The sequence below is a fragment of the Anoxynatronum buryatiense genome (genome assembly GCF_900182905.1).
Classification (GTDB): domain Bacteria; phylum Bacillota; class Clostridia; order Peptostreptococcales; family Tindalliaceae; genus Anoxynatronum; species Anoxynatronum buryatiense.
Genome location: NZ_FXUF01000004.1, coordinates 80,161 through 95,851, shown reverse-complemented (window position 1 = coordinate 95,851; position 15,691 = coordinate 80,161). Strand labels below are relative to the sequence as shown.

General features: G+C 51.8%; 15 protein-coding genes. 8 read left to right on the top strand and 7 right to left on the bottom strand.

Features of this window, described 5'->3' with window-relative positions; all coding sequences use genetic code 11:
• Positions 1–130: 130 nt before the first annotated feature.
• Together QOL74_RS07105 and QOL74_RS07100 are read right to left on the bottom strand one after the other, a co-directional pair.
• Positions 131–475: an SH3 domain-containing protein gene (locus QOL74_RS07105; protein WP_283408757.1), complete on the bottom strand. Its 345-nt coding sequence runs from the start codon at positions 473–475 to the stop codon at positions 131–133.
• Positions 447–1,040: a GNAT family N-acetyltransferase gene (locus tag QOL74_RS07100; protein ID WP_283408756.1), complete on the bottom strand. Its 594-nt coding sequence runs from the start codon at positions 1,038–1,040 to the stop codon at positions 447–449. Before QOL74_RS07100 ends, QOL74_RS07105 begins: the two co-directional genes overlap by 29 nt.
• 233 nt (positions 1,041–1,273) lie before the next feature.
• On the opposite strand from QOL74_RS07100, the gene QOL74_RS07095 reads away from it, so the two are divergent.
• Together QOL74_RS07095 and QOL74_RS07090 are read left to right on the top strand one after the other, a co-directional pair.
• A complete protein-coding gene (locus tag QOL74_RS07095) occupies positions 1,274–2,089 on the top strand; it encodes a helix-turn-helix transcriptional regulator (protein WP_283408755.1) in 816 nt (271 codons plus the stop codon).
• An 83-nt stretch (positions 2,090–2,172) separates the two neighbouring features.
• Positions 2,173–2,538: a DUF1428 domain-containing protein gene (locus QOL74_RS07090; RefSeq protein WP_283408754.1), complete on the top strand. Its 366-nt coding sequence runs from the start codon at positions 2,173–2,175 to the stop codon at positions 2,536–2,538.
• Between the two features lie 260 nt (positions 2,539–2,798).
• Here the strand turns inward: QOL74_RS07090 and QOL74_RS07085 are convergent, their stop codons facing one another.
• Positions 2,799–3,587 carry a DUF975 family protein gene (locus QOL74_RS07085; protein WP_283408753.1) on the bottom strand — a complete coding sequence of 263 codons (789 nt, stop codon included), beginning with the start codon at positions 3,585–3,587 and terminating at the stop codon, positions 2,799–2,801.
• 108 nt (positions 3,588–3,695) lie between these two features.
• Complete coding sequence (locus QOL74_RS07080; protein ID WP_283408752.1) at positions 3,696–4,541, bottom strand: helix-turn-helix domain-containing protein; 846 nt, start codon at positions 4,539–4,541, stop codon at positions 3,696–3,698.
• A 178-nt stretch (positions 4,542–4,719) separates the two neighbouring features.
• On the opposite strand from QOL74_RS07080, the gene QOL74_RS07075 reads away from it, so the two are divergent.
• The 6 genes from QOL74_RS07075 (at position 4,720) to QOL74_RS07050 (ending at position 12,098) form a co-directional block, all read left to right on the top strand.
• Positions 4,720–6,147, top strand: a complete 1,428-nt coding sequence (locus QOL74_RS07075; protein WP_283408751.1) for an oxidoreductase — start codon at positions 4,720–4,722, stop codon at positions 6,145–6,147.
• Between the two features lie 16 nt (positions 6,148–6,163).
• Positions 6,164–6,904, top strand: a complete 741-nt coding sequence (locus QOL74_RS07070) for a 3-ketoacyl-ACP reductase (RefSeq protein WP_488153922.1) — start codon at positions 6,164–6,166, stop codon at positions 6,902–6,904.
• A gap of 5 nt (positions 6,905–6,909) precedes the next feature.
• Positions 6,910–9,000, top strand: a complete 2,091-nt coding sequence (locus QOL74_RS07065; protein ID WP_283408750.1) for an FAD-dependent oxidoreductase — start codon at positions 6,910–6,912, stop codon at positions 8,998–9,000.
• Positions 9,001–9,005: 5 nt separating this feature from the next.
• Positions 9,006–10,085 carry a TRAP transporter substrate-binding protein gene (locus tag QOL74_RS07060; RefSeq protein WP_283408749.1) on the top strand — a complete coding sequence of 360 codons (1,080 nt, stop codon included), beginning with the start codon at positions 9,006–9,008 and terminating at the stop codon, positions 10,083–10,085.
• Between the two features lie 244 nt (positions 10,086–10,329).
• Complete coding sequence (locus QOL74_RS07055) at positions 10,330–10,842, top strand: TRAP transporter small permease (RefSeq protein ID WP_283408748.1); 513 nt, start codon at positions 10,330–10,332, stop codon at positions 10,840–10,842.
• A complete protein-coding gene (locus QOL74_RS07050) occupies positions 10,842–12,098 on the top strand; it encodes a TRAP transporter large permease (RefSeq protein ID WP_283408747.1) in 1,257 nt (418 codons plus the stop codon). The genes QOL74_RS07055 and QOL74_RS07050 overlap by 1 nt, the downstream gene beginning before the upstream one ends.
• A 65-nt stretch (positions 12,099–12,163) precedes the next feature.
• Here the strand turns inward: QOL74_RS07050 and QOL74_RS07045 are convergent, their stop codons facing one another.
• Genes QOL74_RS07045 through QOL74_RS07035 form a run of 3 tightly spaced genes read right to left on the bottom strand, consistent with a single transcriptional unit; the run spans position 12,164 to position 15,662 of the window.
• On the bottom strand, positions 12,164–14,143 hold the full coding sequence (locus QOL74_RS07045; RefSeq protein ID WP_283408746.1) for an ATP-binding protein: 1,980 nt from the start codon (positions 14,141–14,143) through the stop codon (positions 12,164–12,166).
• A 26-nt stretch (positions 14,144–14,169) separates the two neighbouring features.
• Positions 14,170–14,322 carry a response regulator gene (locus QOL74_RS07040; RefSeq protein ID WP_283408745.1) on the bottom strand — a complete coding sequence of 51 codons (153 nt, stop codon included), beginning with the start codon at positions 14,320–14,322 and terminating at the stop codon, positions 14,170–14,172.
• Positions 14,304–15,662: an ATP-binding response regulator gene (locus QOL74_RS07035; protein WP_283408744.1), complete on the bottom strand. Its 1,359-nt coding sequence runs from the start codon at positions 15,660–15,662 to the stop codon at positions 14,304–14,306. Before QOL74_RS07035 ends, QOL74_RS07040 begins: the two co-directional genes overlap by 19 nt.
• Positions 15,663–15,691 lie beyond the last annotated feature (29 nt).

Sequence of the window (15,691 nt, the reverse complement as noted above, 5' to 3'; positions counted from 1 at the left end):
CGGTTCCTGTGTTTGTCGTTTCAGCTTCGGTTGTCTGCTGACATCATGCATGACGGCGACCGCGAAGCTCATTGTACCACAGCCATTCTAAACAAATTCTCAACATGATTTTTTCCCTCCCGGGTGTCACTCATGCCTCAGCCGGTGCCAGATTTTCCATGGGTACCCATCCGTCGACACCCTCCGATGTCCGGCACCAGCCCCACTCGTTCAGCACTTTCAGCAATTCCAGTATCTGACCTGCTTCCACCGTCAGTTCAATGGCGTCATAATCTTCCGCTACCACCGTTCCCCGTGCCGTTTCTTTCAGAATCTGGGCCGGTACCCATCCTGCCTTTTCACCTCCGGGAGTGGTGCAATGGGTCCAGTTTTTCCAGTAAGTCGCTTCTTCGCCGGGAATCACCAGTTCCCCTTTTATCAGCCGAATGGGGTTATCGGTATCCGGTTCATGGCGTCTGATCACTTGGTATTTCATGACGAGTGCCTCCTTTTTCTGATTTCCATTCACTGGCCAGCATGGCATACACCACATGATCCACATAATGGTCATACAGCCATTCTGCTTCTCTCAAAACCCCTTCTGCGACAAATCCCAACCGTTGGGGAATGGCCCGGCTCTTGTGGTTGCCGGTGGCACACCGAATCTCCACACGGTTCAGGTGCCATTCTTCAAAGGCATGGGCCACGACTGCACGGCAGGCCGCGGTCATGATGCCACTGCCGCTGTGCGCCTCACCCAGCCAGTAACCCAGGCTGGTGGATCGGTTCGGCCAGTTAATGCCATGATGGCCGATGATCCCCACCAGCCTTTCCTCACTCCAGATCCCTGCCTGAAACCCACTGTTGGACATGTGCTGCTCCTGGGTGGATTCAATGAACCTGCCGGTATCTTCCACCCGTTGAATGGCATCCAGCCAAGGAAGCCATTGCCGCAAATAGCCTCTGTTTTCCTCTGTCAGGCGAAAAAGTGCATCTGCCTGGGACAGCTCCAACAGCCGGAGCTCCAGCCGTTTTTCATGATCAATGATCCATGAAAACATGCCTGTTCCTCCTTTCAAACGCCCTTCATCATCATTTTCTTCAACTTCATCATTTTCTTTAGGTGATTCATATACCGCCATTTCTTCAGAAATCGACGCTTAATTCAAATGTGGCTGGGTATTTCATCACTATAGACCTGCAACTGAAACCGTTACTTGTTTTAAATGGATGCGGCTCATCTATTTTGATGAGTCTGTCGAAGATGAGTCTGTCTAATTAGAAGGGATCTGCCATGGCCATTCATCATGCCTCAGAAATTGCCCCTGTTGTGGCATATATTCATGAAAAACTGGATGATTCGCTGACGCTGGAAAAGCTGGCCCGATATGTGGGGTACAGCCCTTATCATTTTGCCCACCTTTTTAAGACTTACATGGGTCTGCCGCCGCTGTACTTTATTGCCGCACTGCGATTGCAGCGGGCGAAGGATTTGCTGCTGCACACCGACTTCACCATTCGGGACATCGCTCTGGAAGTGGGCCAGCAAAGCCTGGGCACCTTCACCACCCGGTTCAGGGAACGGGTGGGCGTTACGCCTGCCGCCTTCCGTCGAAGTGCCCCCCACGCCGTTGATCCGTTGCCTGCCCTCCAGCAGCTGGCGCATCCCACTTCAGACAACCCTTCCGGTTTGTCACAGCCTGCCGTTTCACCTCATTGTACCATAGGCGGCGCCATTAGAACAAGTGTTCCTTTTGAGGGAGTTGCTCTCGTCGGGCTCTTTCCCCGCCCCATTCCCGAAGGCATTCCCCTTTACGGAACGCTGGTGTCACCGCCGGCCACTTTCTGTCTTTCAGGCGTCAAACCCGGCACCTACTACCTGATGGCCACCGCCGTTGCCTGGAACATGTCTTCAGAAGGCATTCTGCTGACACAGAAAACCCTGCGCACCCGATACCATTCACCCATTCAGGTACATCCCCGCCGGTCTTTTTCCCCGCTGGAAGTCACCCTGTACCCGCCCCGGCTGGACGACCCGCCCATTCTAATATCCCTGCCCCTGTTGATGAACCGTTTTCTGCAGGAAAAGCGGCAAGACCGCAATCCATAAGAAATACGCGTCTGCTTTCTCTGGTATCCTTAACCTATACATGATTCCCTATTCACTCAGAACGTTATGAGGAGGTAGTTTCGATGGCCCGTTATGTTGATGGATTTGTGCTTCCCGTTAAAAAGGATCAGGTGGAAGCTTATCGCAAAATTGCAGAAGCCGCCGGAAAAATCTGGATGGATCATGGGGCACTGGCTTATGTGGAGTGCGCCGGCGATGACCTGCAGGTGGAAGAAATGATTCCTTTCCCTCAAATGGCCGGTGCATTGCCGGAGGAAACGGTGATCTTTTCATGGATTGTTTATGAATCAAGGGAACACCGGGATCAGGTAAATGAAGCGGTGATGGCTGATCCCCGCATGGAAGCCCTCATGCCTGCCGAAGGTTCAGAGCCTTTTGACTACAAGCGTATGGCCTATGGCGGTTTTGCAACCCTGGTGGATTATTGACCTGAAGACAAAGGGATTTGGCCCGGCCAGCTGATTCCAATCTTGTGTGTTTTTAGTCGAAAGTCTCGAAAACAGCGCCTGAACTCGCTGCGCTCAAACAGCAGGCGCTGGCGGTTTTCTCATCTTTTCGAAAAAACACTGACAAGATTTCCAAGACTGTCCTTCACCAAATCCCTTGTCTTCATTATATTTTGGTTGCAGTCTGAAGCCCGTACCATTCTCATTCTGGTACGGGCTTTTCTGTGAATCGATGGGTAATACTACCAGGCAGCTTCTTCCACCAGTTCCAATTCTTCAGGCGAACCGCCCCGCAGGGTGTCGTAAAGTTGTACATAAGTGGCTTCGTAATAAGGGTGCACGAAGAATACGCCGATGCCCAGCATCAGCCCTCCCAGAATGTACCACCCTAAGAATGACAGGTCCAGCACAAACATGGCCCATTTGTGACCCTCTGTTATTTCCCGGCTTTTGCCAATGGCGGCGTCTGCATTCAGTGACGGATCCTCCGCCAGAATATAGGGCACCATTCGGTATTCATAATGCTTGATGACCCCCGGGATGACCAGCAGCAGTGTCCAGAGAAGGTTGTACAATCCCCGGAGAAACATCACCTTCACCACATTGAGATAGTGCTTTGATCGAAACACCCAGGCCAGGTCTCCCACATCGGGTTCTTCACTCAGACCCCGCAAAAAGAAGGTGCGGCCGCCCACATCAAGGGGCGCTCCCACCAGAATGCGGAAAGCCATGAAAACGGCAATGCCGCCAATGAACATGCCCAATGTGATAAAAACGATGGTGGAGAACCCAATCTTTTCAAAAAGCCAGTTGGTGGGAACAGGGCTGCCGCCACCGGAGAAAACTTCCCCCAGTTCCACCCCAATACCAGAGCCCCCCCGATGCCCGCTGCGGCCACCGCCGCCGCCATTTTGCATCATATACTCATTGCCGCCGGTGACGGCGATCACCAGAGCGATGAGAAAAGACTTCCAGTAGTGCCTGCGTAAAAAATCCTTTGCATTGCTCTTCAGTTCAGCTCTTGTCCACATAATTCAACTCTCCATTCTCTTCTGCTCTTTCTTCTTCAATAAATGACGCGAGTTCCCTCAGAAAAGTCTGTTGAGAATCAGTCTTTATCATGGAAAGGGCTGAAGTACCTAACGATCTACCGGCACACCGCTTTTTTTCCGATAATGCTTGCGAAACTGAAGGGGGGTTTTATTCTCTTTTTGCTGAAACATGCGAATAAAGTGACTCTGGCTGTTAAAGCCGCTGTCCATGGCCACCTCTGTCATGCTCTTTTCAGTGAAGTAGAGTTCGTTCTTGGCAAAGGCAATTTTTTTCAGTAGAATATATTGCTTAATGGTAAACCCGGTTACTTCTTTAAAGGAATGAGCCAGGTAATATTTGTTCACATAAAATTCCTCCGCCAGAAACTCCAGGGAAATGGGCTTTTTGAAATGTTCATCGATGAAGGCCTGAATTTCAAAGATGCGCCTTTCAGCCTTGTCGATGTTCTGAATGGGAAAGTACTGCCGGTACCCTCTGTACAACAGCACCATCAGCTGTGACAGCAGGCCAGTGAACTCAATCTGCCAGAACTCCTCCTTCTTCTGGTGAATGGCACTGAGGGTTTCAAAAAGCTGCTGGATGGGCTGCACATCTTCGGTGCGCAGTTGAAAACCGTTCTTAAAATCTTTGGGGCGAATTTTAAAAATGGACAGCAGCGCCGGGTCTTTCATCACACTGTCAAAATAATCGGCTTCAATGATGACAATGTACCGGGAGTATGGGGTTTTGTAGGTTTGCATGCGATGCTTCTCCAGGTTGTTGATGAAGATCAGGCTATGGGTGTTGAAATGGCGAATTTGATCATTTATGGTGAAAACCGATTCGCCCTCTGTCACCAAAATCATCTCATACCCAATATGAAAATGATCCGACAACCCTTGATTTTGAGCGGTTAGAGTGCGATAGTTCATGTCAATCCGGTTATGTTCCATGGGTCCTCCTTTTGTCCACAGCAACTTTCATCAATTTTTGAGCAACTTATCAGTATGAACCTGCCATCCCCTTCACTATAATGAAGTTGACCATAAAGATCAACAGAATCATCGCGATCTGCCCTGATCTGTAAAAATCACTCAACCGGCTGCAGCGGGAGTGGCAGGAGGTTATGTCTTGGCAAAATTCAACCAAACAAGTCTTGGAAAATTTCAATATAAAGATCTGGAACAACTGGAGGCAGATCTTCAGGAACTACACCTGTCCATTCAGATTTCCGATGATCTGTCGGTGCTGGGTCGCCCAATTTCATTGAAAAACCACGTGATCCCCAATTCCCTGGCAACCCTTCCCATGGAAGGCGGCGATGCCGATGCCAATGGAAGCCCCACGGAAATGACCCTTCGGAAGTATGAAAAAATAGCCCGGGGCGGTGCCGGCCTCATTTGGGTTGAAGCTGTCAGCGTCACGAAAGACGGCCGCTCCAATGACAAGCAGCTCTGGCTAAAGGAAGATAACTGGGAGGATTTCAAAGCCCTGAACGACCTGATTAAGAAAACCGCCCGGGAAACCTACGGGCCTGACTTCAATCCCATCACCATTATTCAGCTGAACCATTCCGGCCGTTATCACAAGGTGAATGGCAAGCCCAGCCCGGTGATTGCCACCCGCAAACAGCGGCTGGATGACCGCCTGGGCATTGATCACACCCATCCCCTGGTGACCGATGATTACCTGGATGAGCTGCAGGCCACTTTTTTAAGTGCCGCCCGACTCAGCCGCAAAGCCGGGTTTGACGGGGTGGATATCAAAGCCTGTCACGGCTACCTGCTCTGTGAGCTTCTTTCAGCCTTTGAACGGGATGGCCGCTACGGCGGGAGTTTTGAGAACCGCACCCGCATGATGCTTGATGTGGTGGACGCCGTGAAAAAAGATGCCCAATGTGAGGGGCTGATTCTGGCCACCCGCATGAATATCTATGATGCCCAGCCGTATCCTCAGGGATGGGGTGTGTCAGAAGCCAGCGGCAGTGACATTGACCTGACAGAACCAAAGCAGTTGATGCAGCTGCTTCTGGACCGGGGCGTGGAAATCTTCGGTCTCACCATGGGAAATCCCTATTTCATTCCCCACATCAACAAACCCTATGACATGGGTGCCTATGTACCCGATGAAATGGCCATCGAGAGCTGTGAAAGGCTCATTCGGGAAATCGGTTCCATTCAGCAGGATTTCCCCCAGGCAGTGGTGGTGGGCGTCGGCTACAGCTGGTTCCGCCAGTTTGCCGCCCAGGTGGCCGCCGGCAGTGTGTCTCAGGGCCTTTGCCGCATGGCAGGCTTTGGCCGGGAAGCCATTGCTTACCCGGATTTTGCCCGGGATGCCCTCACCCATCAGGCCCTTGACCGCACCAAGGTCTGTATTTCCTGCAGCAAATGCAGTGAACTGAAATCAAAAATAGGCACCTGTGGCTGTGTGGTGCGGGATGCAGACGTTTACCTGCCCCTGTACAAAGAGCTGAAAGCCAAAGAGGCGTCAGCACAGGCCGGCGAAACCGCCGGTCAACCAGACACAGGCAGTCAAACAGCTTCTAAGGAGGTGCGTTAAACTGAAAAAAGTGGCCGTGGTCACAGGCGGCACACGGGGCATCGGTTTTGGCATTGTGAAGGAGCTCTATGCCGATGGCTACCAGGTGGCCTGTCTGGGACGCACCCTCAACGAAACCGCCGCCCAACTGGTGGCATCCTCTCAGGGAAACGTTCGCTTTATTGCTTCAGATCTGGGTTCAACGGAAAAAATCCAGGCCTCTCTGGATGAAGTGATGGCTGTTTTTGGCCGCATTGATGTCCTGGTGAACAATGCAGGCGTCGCCCCCAAAGAACGCCTGGATTTGCTGGAAACCACCCCGGAAAGCTTTGATTTTGTGGTGAACACCAACCTGAAGGGCACCTTTTTCATGACGCAGAAGGCGGCCAACCTGATGCTTCAGCAGCAGGACCGGCCAGTGCCCCCCAAAATCATCAACATTGCTTCCATGTCCTCCTACACCTCTTCTGTGAACCGGGGAGAATACTGCATTTCAAAAGCCGGTATCAGCATGGTCACCACCCTTTTCGCAGACCGGCTGGCTGAACAGGGCATTCTGGTCTACGAGATCCGCCCCGGCATCATTAAAACCGACATGACCGCCAAGGTGAGTGAAAAATATGACCGTCTCATCAATGACGGCCTGCTGCCCATCCGGCGGTGGGGAACACCCGAAGACATTGCCGCCGCTGTGAGCCTTCTGTGCTCACCCAAAATGACCTACTCCACCGGCGATGTCATCAACGTGGACGGCGGGTTCCATTTAAGGAGGCTTTAGCAACGGTGAATCTGAAGCAAGAAATGTCCCACAGCCCACAGACGGTCATCCTGCACCAGCATCCCCTTACGGTACACACCTGTCATACGGTGGTGGTGGGGTCAGGGGCTGCCAGTCTCAACGCCGCCGACACCCTTCACCGCATGGGGCAGACCGACATCGCGCTGGTGACCGACGGCATGAACCGGGGCACCTCCCGGAACACCGGCTCCGACAAACAGACCTACTACAAGCAGTCCACCTCTTTCACCGATGCCGACAGTCCTCTGAAAATGGCCCGCACCCTGTTTAACGGCGGTGCCATGCACGGCGACATCGCTCTGGTGGAAGCGGCCCTGTCACTGAAAAGCTTCTATAACTTGGTGGGCATTGGCGTGCCGTTCCCCCATGACACCTATGGCCAGTACGTGGGCTACCAAACAGACCACGATGAAAACAGCCGGGCCAGCTCGGTGGGTCCCTTAACCTCCCGGTATATGACCGAAAAGCTGGAAGCCCAGGTGCGCCGCAATGGCACCTCCCTCTTTGACCGTCATCTGGTCATTGGCATAATCACCACCCCCGGGGAAAACGGTGACCCAGCAGCCACCGGCCTGCTCACCATCAACATGGAAGCCATTGATGACACCGGCTACGGCCTGACCCTTTTCAACTGCCGCAACATCATTTATGGCACCGGAGGCCCCGCCTCCATTTACCACCGCTCCGTGTTTCCCAAAAGTCAGGCAGGCGCCACAGGCATCGCCCTGGAAGCCGGGGCCAAGGCCCACAACCTGACAGAGTGGCAGTACGGCATCGCCTCCACCAAATTCCGGTGGAACCTGTCGGGCACTTACCAGCAGGTGATTCCCCGGTATGTGTCCACCAACGCCAATGGCGGCGACGAGACGGAGTTTCTGGAAGATTTTTTCCAGGAGCCAACCCCCCTGCTGGACGCCATTTTCTTAAAAGGCTACCAGTGGCCCTTTGATTCCAGAAAGCTGCTGGAAAACGGCTCCTCCCTGGTGGATCTGCTGATTTACATTGAAACCCAGGTGAAAGGCCGGCGGGTGTTTATGGATTTTCGCCGCAACCCCCGGTGTGCCGATGAACAGGGCACCCTGAACTTCGACCTGCTGGGCGAGACGGCACGCCAGTACCTGACCAACTCACAGGCACTGCTGCCCACCCCCATTGAGCGGCTGAAGAAAATGAATCCCCTGGCCATTGACCTGTACCGCACCCACGGCATCGATCTGGAGCAGGAATACCTGGAAATCGATGTCTGCGCCCAGCACCAGAATGGCGGGCTGGCCGGCAACCACTGGTGGGAGAGTAATGTGAAGCACTTCTTCCCCGTGGGTGAGGCCAGCGGCACCCTGGGGATTTACCGCCCCGGCGGTTCCGCCCTCAATGCCACCCAGGTGGGCAGCTACCGGGCGGCGGAATATATCTGCCACCGTTACACCCAGCCGCCGACAACCACCGACACTTTTCTGGCCCAGGCGGAACATCTGGTGCAGCACCGCCTGAAACTGCTGAAAAACCTGGTGGTAAACCCAGAGCAGCCTTCCAATGTGCTGGCCTTTCAGCAGGAACTCCAGCGGCTAATGTCCCGGTCCGGCGCCTTTATCCGGTCAAGGCCGGCCCTCGCCGAAACCTTGCACCGTTTTCAGGATGAACTGGCCCGTTTTCCAAACCAGATTCACATCTGTCATTTGAAAGAACTCCCTGCGGTCTTCCGGGTGTATGACATGCTCATCGCCCAGATCGCCTGCCTCAGCGCCATGGTGGCCTACGATGAAAGGCAGGGCGACAGCCGGGGCTCTTACCTCATAGACCATGAGGAAGGCACCCACCGCATCAGTCACCAGGGAATGCACTTTGCCTTCTCCCTGGACCGGGATTTCCGGGACCAGGTTTGTGAGACCTTTGTCAAGCTTGACCCACCAGCCGACAGCCCTGACACCAAACAAACGACAGACGCTGCTGTTGCTGCTGCGAAAGTCACACACCAATGGGTGAAGGTACGCCCCATCCCCGAATACACCACCTGGTTTGAAAACGTATGGGCGGATTTTCGGGATCAAAAAATATTTGATGAGAAGAGAGGATGAAAAGAATGAAAAAAATGCACTTACACAAAGGTTTGGCTTTCTTATTGATTGGCCTGATGTTAATCACCCTGACTGCCTGCGGCGGTTCAAGCAATGCGCCGGCACCAGCGGCTTCTGAAACACCGGCGGCCTCTGATGCCCCTGCCGAAGCGCCTGCCAGCGACGAAGTCTTTGAACTGAAATTTGCCCACGTGGTGCGCCCCACCACCCCCAAGGGTGCTGCCGCCGATGAGTTCAAGCGTCTGCTGGAAGAGCGCAGCAACGGCCGCATCACCGTCACGGTTTTCCCCGATTCACAAATGGGCACCGACCAGGAAATCAATGAGCAAATTCTCACCGGCACCCTGGATATCAACGCCCCCTTCTTCTCCACTGTCACCTCTTTTGTCTCAGAATTTGAACTGTTTGACCTGCCTTACCTCTTTACCAGCGAAGAGCAAATCTTCAACGCCCTTCATGGTGAAGTGGGCGCCAAGTTCAACGAATACCTGCAGGAAAAAGGCCTGGTGGGCTTGGGTTACTGGAGCGGCGGTTTCAAGCAGCTGACCAACAACGTACGTCCCGTTAAAAGCGTTGAAGACCTGGACGGCCTGAAAATCCGCGTGAGCCAAAGCCCGCTGCTGGTTTCCCAGTTCCGTGCCATCAACGCCGGCGGTATCTCTGTTCCCTTCAGTGAGCTGTATTCTGCCCTGCAAACCGGCACCGTTGACGGTCAGGAAAACCCCTACTCCAACATTGCCAGCCGTAAGTTTTACGAAGTGCAGGACTACATGACCATCAGTGATCACGGTTTCATGGGCTATGCCCTGATTATGAGCAAAGCCAAGTACGATGCCATGCCTGCAGACCTTCAGGCCCTGCTGCAGGAAGTCTCTAATGAAGTGGCTGCATGGCAGTGGGAGCAAACCGCCGCCATGGATTCCGAATACCTGCAGGAAATCATCGATGCCGGTATGATCGTAGACGAGTTCGGCCCTGCTGAAAAAGAAGCCTACCGGGCTGCCACAGCTGTTGTGTACGACGAGTTTGCTGCCAAGGAAAACGGCCAGGAGCTGCTGGACCTGGTGGAGCAGTACACCCGATAGTGCATCTTCAGAAAAATGAAGTTTCTGGAAGGATCATGCAACGGAGCAGGAACACCAGCTGTTCCCGCTCCGTTTATTAATATCCTGTTGGCCGTCTCCTGTTGATTTAGCCTCTGTTGATTTGACCCCTTTGATCCGATATGATATTGAATGACGTTGAAGACCGTTGAATGACGTTAATAGTTCTTGTTAGATCCCCTGTACCTGTTCTTCGTTGGATTTCTAAACCGATAGGATGTGCCTTATGAAAAACATTGTTAATCTACTGAATAAAACCGAAGAAGTGATTGCCTCCAGCCTGCTGATTCTCACCTCTGTGCTGGTGTTTGTTCAGGTGGTGCTCCGGTATCAGTTCAACTATTCCCTGGCCTGGTCAGAGGAGCTGGCCCGCCTGATGATTGCCTGGTTCATCTTTTTGGGTGCCAGCATGGCGGTGAAGGAGAACGCCCATGTGAACATGGATGCTGCCTTCATTCTGCTGAAGGGTAAAGCCAAAATAGCGGTTGGCATTCTCATCGATCTGATTAACATCGCTTTTTGTGCCCTTGTGGTTTTTGCCGGCATCAACATGGTCAAAGCAGCCATGGCCATCAATTCCACCGCCACCTCCATCGATCTTCCCCTGTGGATCTTTTATGCTTCTGTGCCCGTGGGCGTCGCCCTCATGCTGATTCGCTACCTCTTTAAACTGAAAGACAAAATCATTCTGCTGGCCGCTGGTGAACCCGATGCTGCCGACGAGAAAGGAGCCTCTTAATGGTCCTCTTAATTTCATTTATTGTGCTCCTTTTACTGGGAGTGCCCATTGCCATTACCACCGGACTATCCACCATTCTGGCCATGATGGACCAGGGCATCGCCCTGACCACAGCGGTACAGCGCATGTTTTCCGGCGTTGACTCTTTCAGCCTCATGGCCATTCCCTTCTTTATATTCTCAGGGGATATCATGCTGAAAGGCGGGGCCTCCAAACGCCTCATTGATTTTGCCAACAAACTGTTCGGATGGATCACCGGCGGCCTGCCCATCACTGCCGTCATTTCATCCATGTTTTTTGCTGCTCTTTCAGGGTCCAGCCCGGCCACCGTAGCCGGTGTGGGAGGCGTGATGATTCCCAACCTGGTGGAAAAAAAGTATCCAAAGAAGTTCAGCGTGGGCCTCATGTGCGCCGCCGGTTCCCTGGGAATCATTATCCCTCCCAGCATTACCATGATGACCTACGGCGTGGTTTCTGAGCAGTCCATCAGCCGGCTTTTCATGGCGGCCATTGTTCCCGGAATATTTATTGGCATGACCCTGGTGCTGTACAGCTATATCTACGCCCGCATCATGAAGCACGAAAAATCAGCGGTGCCCACCTTTCGCGAAGTGCTCACCGCCTTCAAAAGTGCTTTTTTCAGCATTATGATGCCGGTGATCATTCTGGGAGGCATTTACCTGGGCTTCGCCACTCCCACCGAAGCAGCGGCAGTGGCCATCATCTACAGCCTGGTGATTTCTCTGCTGATTTACCGGGAGATCAAACCTGCTGACGTGATGGGCATCGCCCGAAAGTCGGTTATCACCTCGGCTATGATCATGTTTGTCATTGCCAATTCAAAAATTTTTAGCTGGTTCCTCACCTTCCAGCAGATTCCCGGCAAAGTGGCCGAAAGCGTGCTGAGCCTGGAAAGCAATCCCATTGTTATTTTACTGGCCATCAACGTGATTCTCCTGTTTGTGGGCATGATCATGGACTCCAGCGCGGCGGTGCTGATTCTGACACCTCTGTTTCTCCCCATTGTCATGGATCTGGGGGTTGATCCCATCCACTTTGGGGTGATTATGATTGTCAACCTGGCCATCGGCATGCTGACGCCCCCCTTCGGCCTGAACCTCTTTGTGGCCTCGGGCATCTCAGGCCTCTCCATACCCAATGTGGTGCGGGGAACCCTGCCCTTTATAGCCGTGCTGATTATCAACCTGATGATTATCACCTTTGTGCCCCAGCTGTCACTGATGCTGGTGAAGTAGTGTCGAACAAAACCGCCTGCCTCTCAGATTGACTGAGAGACAGGCGGTTTTTGACTGGCATGATTTCAAGAATCATTTTGTGAATCTCTTTGTTTGGCTCGTTGTGAGCGCACCTGAACTTCCACCATTTCGATCAGGTTTTCTGCTTGAAAAGGCTTTGCCAGGTATTCATCCACTCCTGCCGCCAGACACGCTTCCCGGTCACCCGGCAGTGCTTTTGCTGTCACTGCGATAATGGGTGTATGAATCCCTTTTCTTTCATCCATTTTCCGCACTTTTTGGGTTGCCTCAGATCCATCCAGCACAGGCATGTGCATGTCCATTAAAATCATGTCAAATCGTTTCTCCTGGCATAGTGCAATGGCCACCCGTCCATTTTCAGCCTGAGTCACCTGCCAGCCTCTTTTTTCTCCAATTCGATCGATGACAAACCGCATGTTTTCATCATCATCCGCCACCAATAGCTGAATGAGGTTCTCTGTTCCTGCACTGTCAGCTTTCTTTTCTTCTTCCAGTGATTCCGTCTGTGCAGCAGGCACTGATACCTCTGTGGTAAAGAAAAAACGGCTGCCCTTCCCCTCCTGACTTTCCACCCATAGGTGCCCCTTCATCATCCCAACGATGGACTTGCAGATGGCCAGTCCAAGACCCGTGCCATCATATGCTTGCTTTGTGTCATTTTTTACCTGAGCAAATCTGTTAAAAATTCTTTCCTGATCTTCCAGGGGAATTCCCACACCGGTATCCTTCACCGCCCATTGCAACATCATCTGCTGGTCCTGACGCTTCACCATCTCGACAGATAACTGAATGCTCCCTTCCTTGGTGAATTTAAGTGCGTTACCAAGCAAATTTATCAGTACCTGTTTCAGCCTCATGGAATCACTTTTCAAAAGGTGGGGAATTTCTTTGTCCCGGTGGATTCTAAACGCCAACCCTTTCATTTTAATCATGGGAGCAAAAACCATTTCAACAGCGTGCAGCACTTCGTCCAGCACAAACTCATGATTGTCCATCTGGTGGCCGCTGTCTTCCATTTTTGCATAGTCAAGAATATTATTAATCAGGTTCAGCAGCAAATCAGAAGATGTATGGGCAAGAATGGCCAGTTCCTGCTGCTCTTCCGTCAGTTCGGTCAGCTGCATTAAGTGAATCATCCCCACCAGACCGTTAAGGGGGGTGCGTATCTCATGGCTCATGCTGGCCAGAAACCTGCTTTTTTCCTGCAGGGCCTCATCGGAAATTTTGACGGCTTTTTTCATTTCCGCATTGGCTTTTCTCAGGGCCGCATTTGTTTGCCTGTTTTCGGTCACATCAATTCCCATGGCCTGATAGCGCAGCGCCACTCCCGCTTCATCGAAAATGGCCCGGTATCGCCATTGACGCCATCTGGTTTCCCCCTTTTTCACCCGGCTGAAGGTACCAATGCAGAAAGGTTTTTCTGGGGTCAGTGACAGGTAGCTTTTTGCCACACTTTCACGTTTTTCTTCTGGCAGAAGCTCTAAAAAGCGACGGCCAATCAATTCCGCTTCCGTCATTCCATAATCGTTGCAGTAATATTGGTTCACATAGGTCAGGGTGCCGTCCGGCAAAAATTCCTTAAACTGGGCTGGCATCCCGTCAACCAACCTGCGAAACCGATTTTCACTGTCGCCCAATCCTGTTTCTTTTTCTTTTTGCTCCGTGTTATCCTTTAGAACTCCCGTGGCGCAGAGAATCCGACCAGAAGCATCCACTTCCACCTCTCCTATTTCGAGGATACAGCGAACGGCACCGTCATTTTTTCGGATAATGCGATATTCCCGTTCATATTCACCCCCCTGGTGTTGTTCATCCAAGACCATTTGACTCACCCTTGTCAGGTCATCTGGATGAACGCTTTCGAGGAATCCTTCATGTGTATGGGAAAACGCCTCGGGTGTTACTCCGAAAATAGAATACATTTCATGGGACCAGGTGATCTGATTGGTTTGATAATCCTTTATAAAGCAGCCGGCAGATGTCATTCGCTCCATCATATCCTGTACCTTTTGACTCTTTTTCATCGATAGCACTCCTTTGAAGATGCGGGTCAACGTTCGTTTGTTTTTCCCATCAACTGATGAATCAAGATTTCCAGTTTCGTATCTCCAAAGGGCTTTGCCAGGCATTCATCCACGCCGGCCTCGAGGCACTTTTCCCTGGAATCGGCAAGCACATCTGCCGTCAGCGCAATGATGGGCATTGGAGAGTGTCTGTCATTGATTTTTCCAGAATACATGTGAAATAGAAACTGCTGCCGACGCCTTCCTGACTCTCAAACCATATGGCACCTCCCATTTTTTCCACCAGTCCCTGGCAGATGGACAGCCCCAGCCCACTCCCCCCATATTGACGGGTCGTCGATAAATCGGCCTGGCTAAAGCTTTGGAACAAAACATGTCTTTGATGGCTTGAAATTCCTATACCTGTATCTTTCACAGCAAATTCAAGTTTGATCTGGCGTGTGTTCTTTATGTCAATTGGTTTCACCCTCACCGTGATGGTTCCGGCATGTGTAAATTTAACGGCATTCCCAATGAGATTGGATAACACCTGTCTGATTCGGAAAGGGTCGCCTCTCAGAAGCGGCAGTTCACCCCCGTCATGAAGATGAATCTGCAAATCCTTTTTCGCCGCAGCTACCCGAAAGACGTCTGCCGCTTCCTGCACCACCCTTTTCAATTCGAAATCGATGGTTTCCAGCTCGATTTTCCCGGCTTCTATTTGAGAATAATCAAGAATGTCTGTAATGACTTTTATCAGCACATCAGACGTGGTTCTTGATATTTTGACATACTCCTTCTGTTCATCTGAAAGGGGTGTCATTTCAAGCAGCTGCAGCATGCCCGTCAGTCCATTCAGCGGCGTTCTGATTTCATGGGACATATTGACAAGAAACTGGCTTTTTACTGCATTGGCAGCTTCAGCTTCTTCCTTCGCTTTGATCATTTCCATTTCAGCCTTCTTGCGCACCGTAATTTCTTCCAATATGACCCGCCAAACTGTTACCCCATCGACATCAGCTGCAACAACCGTGGTCAGATGGGCCCAGAAAGGTGACTCTCCCGAACACACCAGTCTCAGTTCACATTCCTGAGACTGTTTGGTCTCAAGCACTTCTTTTCGATGAAAGTAATAGACATCCTGGTCTTCTTTGAGAATGAAGCTGGTGAATGGTCGCTGGACCATTTCTTTTCGCGAGGTTCCCAGTAAATTAGCCGCCGTGAGGTTTGTCTCAAGTATCAGTCCTTCTTCGCTTAACGTACAGTACCCCACCGGTGCCAAATCGTACAGATCAAAATATCGCTCCCGGGAAGTGATTAACTCTGCCTGCATCGTTCTCAGCTCTTCATTCTGAATTTCCAGTTCAATTTGATGAACCTGCAACTCATGAAGTGTTTCGCTGATCTCCCTGGGAAGTGGTGACGCATCCTCCGCAGCCACCCCCACCGGTCTGCCTCTGATCAGCTCTTCAGCCTGTTCCCGCAGTCGCTGGTCAACACCCTTGTCTTTCTCATTTGTTTTCTGGTTTTCGGTTGTCATGCAGGTTCCTTCCTTTCTCAATTGCTAAA

Bases quoted from the DNA above. Each gene is read 5' to 3' on its own strand.
- QOL74_RS07105 (WP_283408757.1), bottom strand. From the start codon at position 475: ATGAAATACCAAGTGATCAGACGCCATGAACCGGATACCGATAACCCC.
- QOL74_RS07060 (WP_283408749.1), top strand. From the start codon at position 9,006: ATGAAAAAAATGCACTTACACAAAGGTTTGGCTTTCTTATTGATTGGC.
- QOL74_RS07080 (WP_283408752.1), bottom strand. From the start codon at position 4,541: ATGGAACATAACCGGATTGACATGAACTATCGCACTCTAACCGCTCAA.
- QOL74_RS07035 (WP_283408744.1), bottom strand. From the start codon at position 15,662: ATGACAACCGAAAACCAGAAAACAAATGAGAAAGACAAGGGTGTTGAC.
- QOL74_RS07050 (WP_283408747.1), top strand. From the start codon at position 10,842: ATGGTCCTCTTAATTTCATTTATTGTGCTCCTTTTACTGGGAGTGCCC.
- QOL74_RS07045 (WP_283408746.1), bottom strand. From the start codon at position 14,143: ATGAAAAAGAGTCAAAAGGTACAGGATATGATGGAGCGAATGACATCT.
- QOL74_RS07085 (WP_283408753.1), bottom strand. From the start codon at position 3,587: ATGTGGACAAGAGCTGAACTGAAGAGCAATGCAAAGGATTTTTTACGC.
- QOL74_RS07055 (WP_283408748.1), top strand. From the start codon at position 10,330: ATGAAAAACATTGTTAATCTACTGAATAAAACCGAAGAAGTGATTGCC.
- QOL74_RS07095 (WP_283408755.1), top strand. From the start codon at position 1,274: ATGGCCATTCATCATGCCTCAGAAATTGCCCCTGTTGTGGCATATATT.
- QOL74_RS07100 (WP_283408756.1), bottom strand. From the start codon at position 1,040: ATGTTTTCATGGATCATTGATCATGAAAAACGGCTGGAGCTCCGGCTG.
- QOL74_RS07090 (WP_283408754.1), top strand. From the start codon at position 2,173: ATGGCCCGTTATGTTGATGGATTTGTGCTTCCCGTTAAAAAGGATCAG.
- QOL74_RS07040 (WP_283408745.1), bottom strand. From the start codon at position 14,322: ATGCCCATCATTGCGCTGACGGCAGATGTGCTTGCCGATTCCAGGGAA.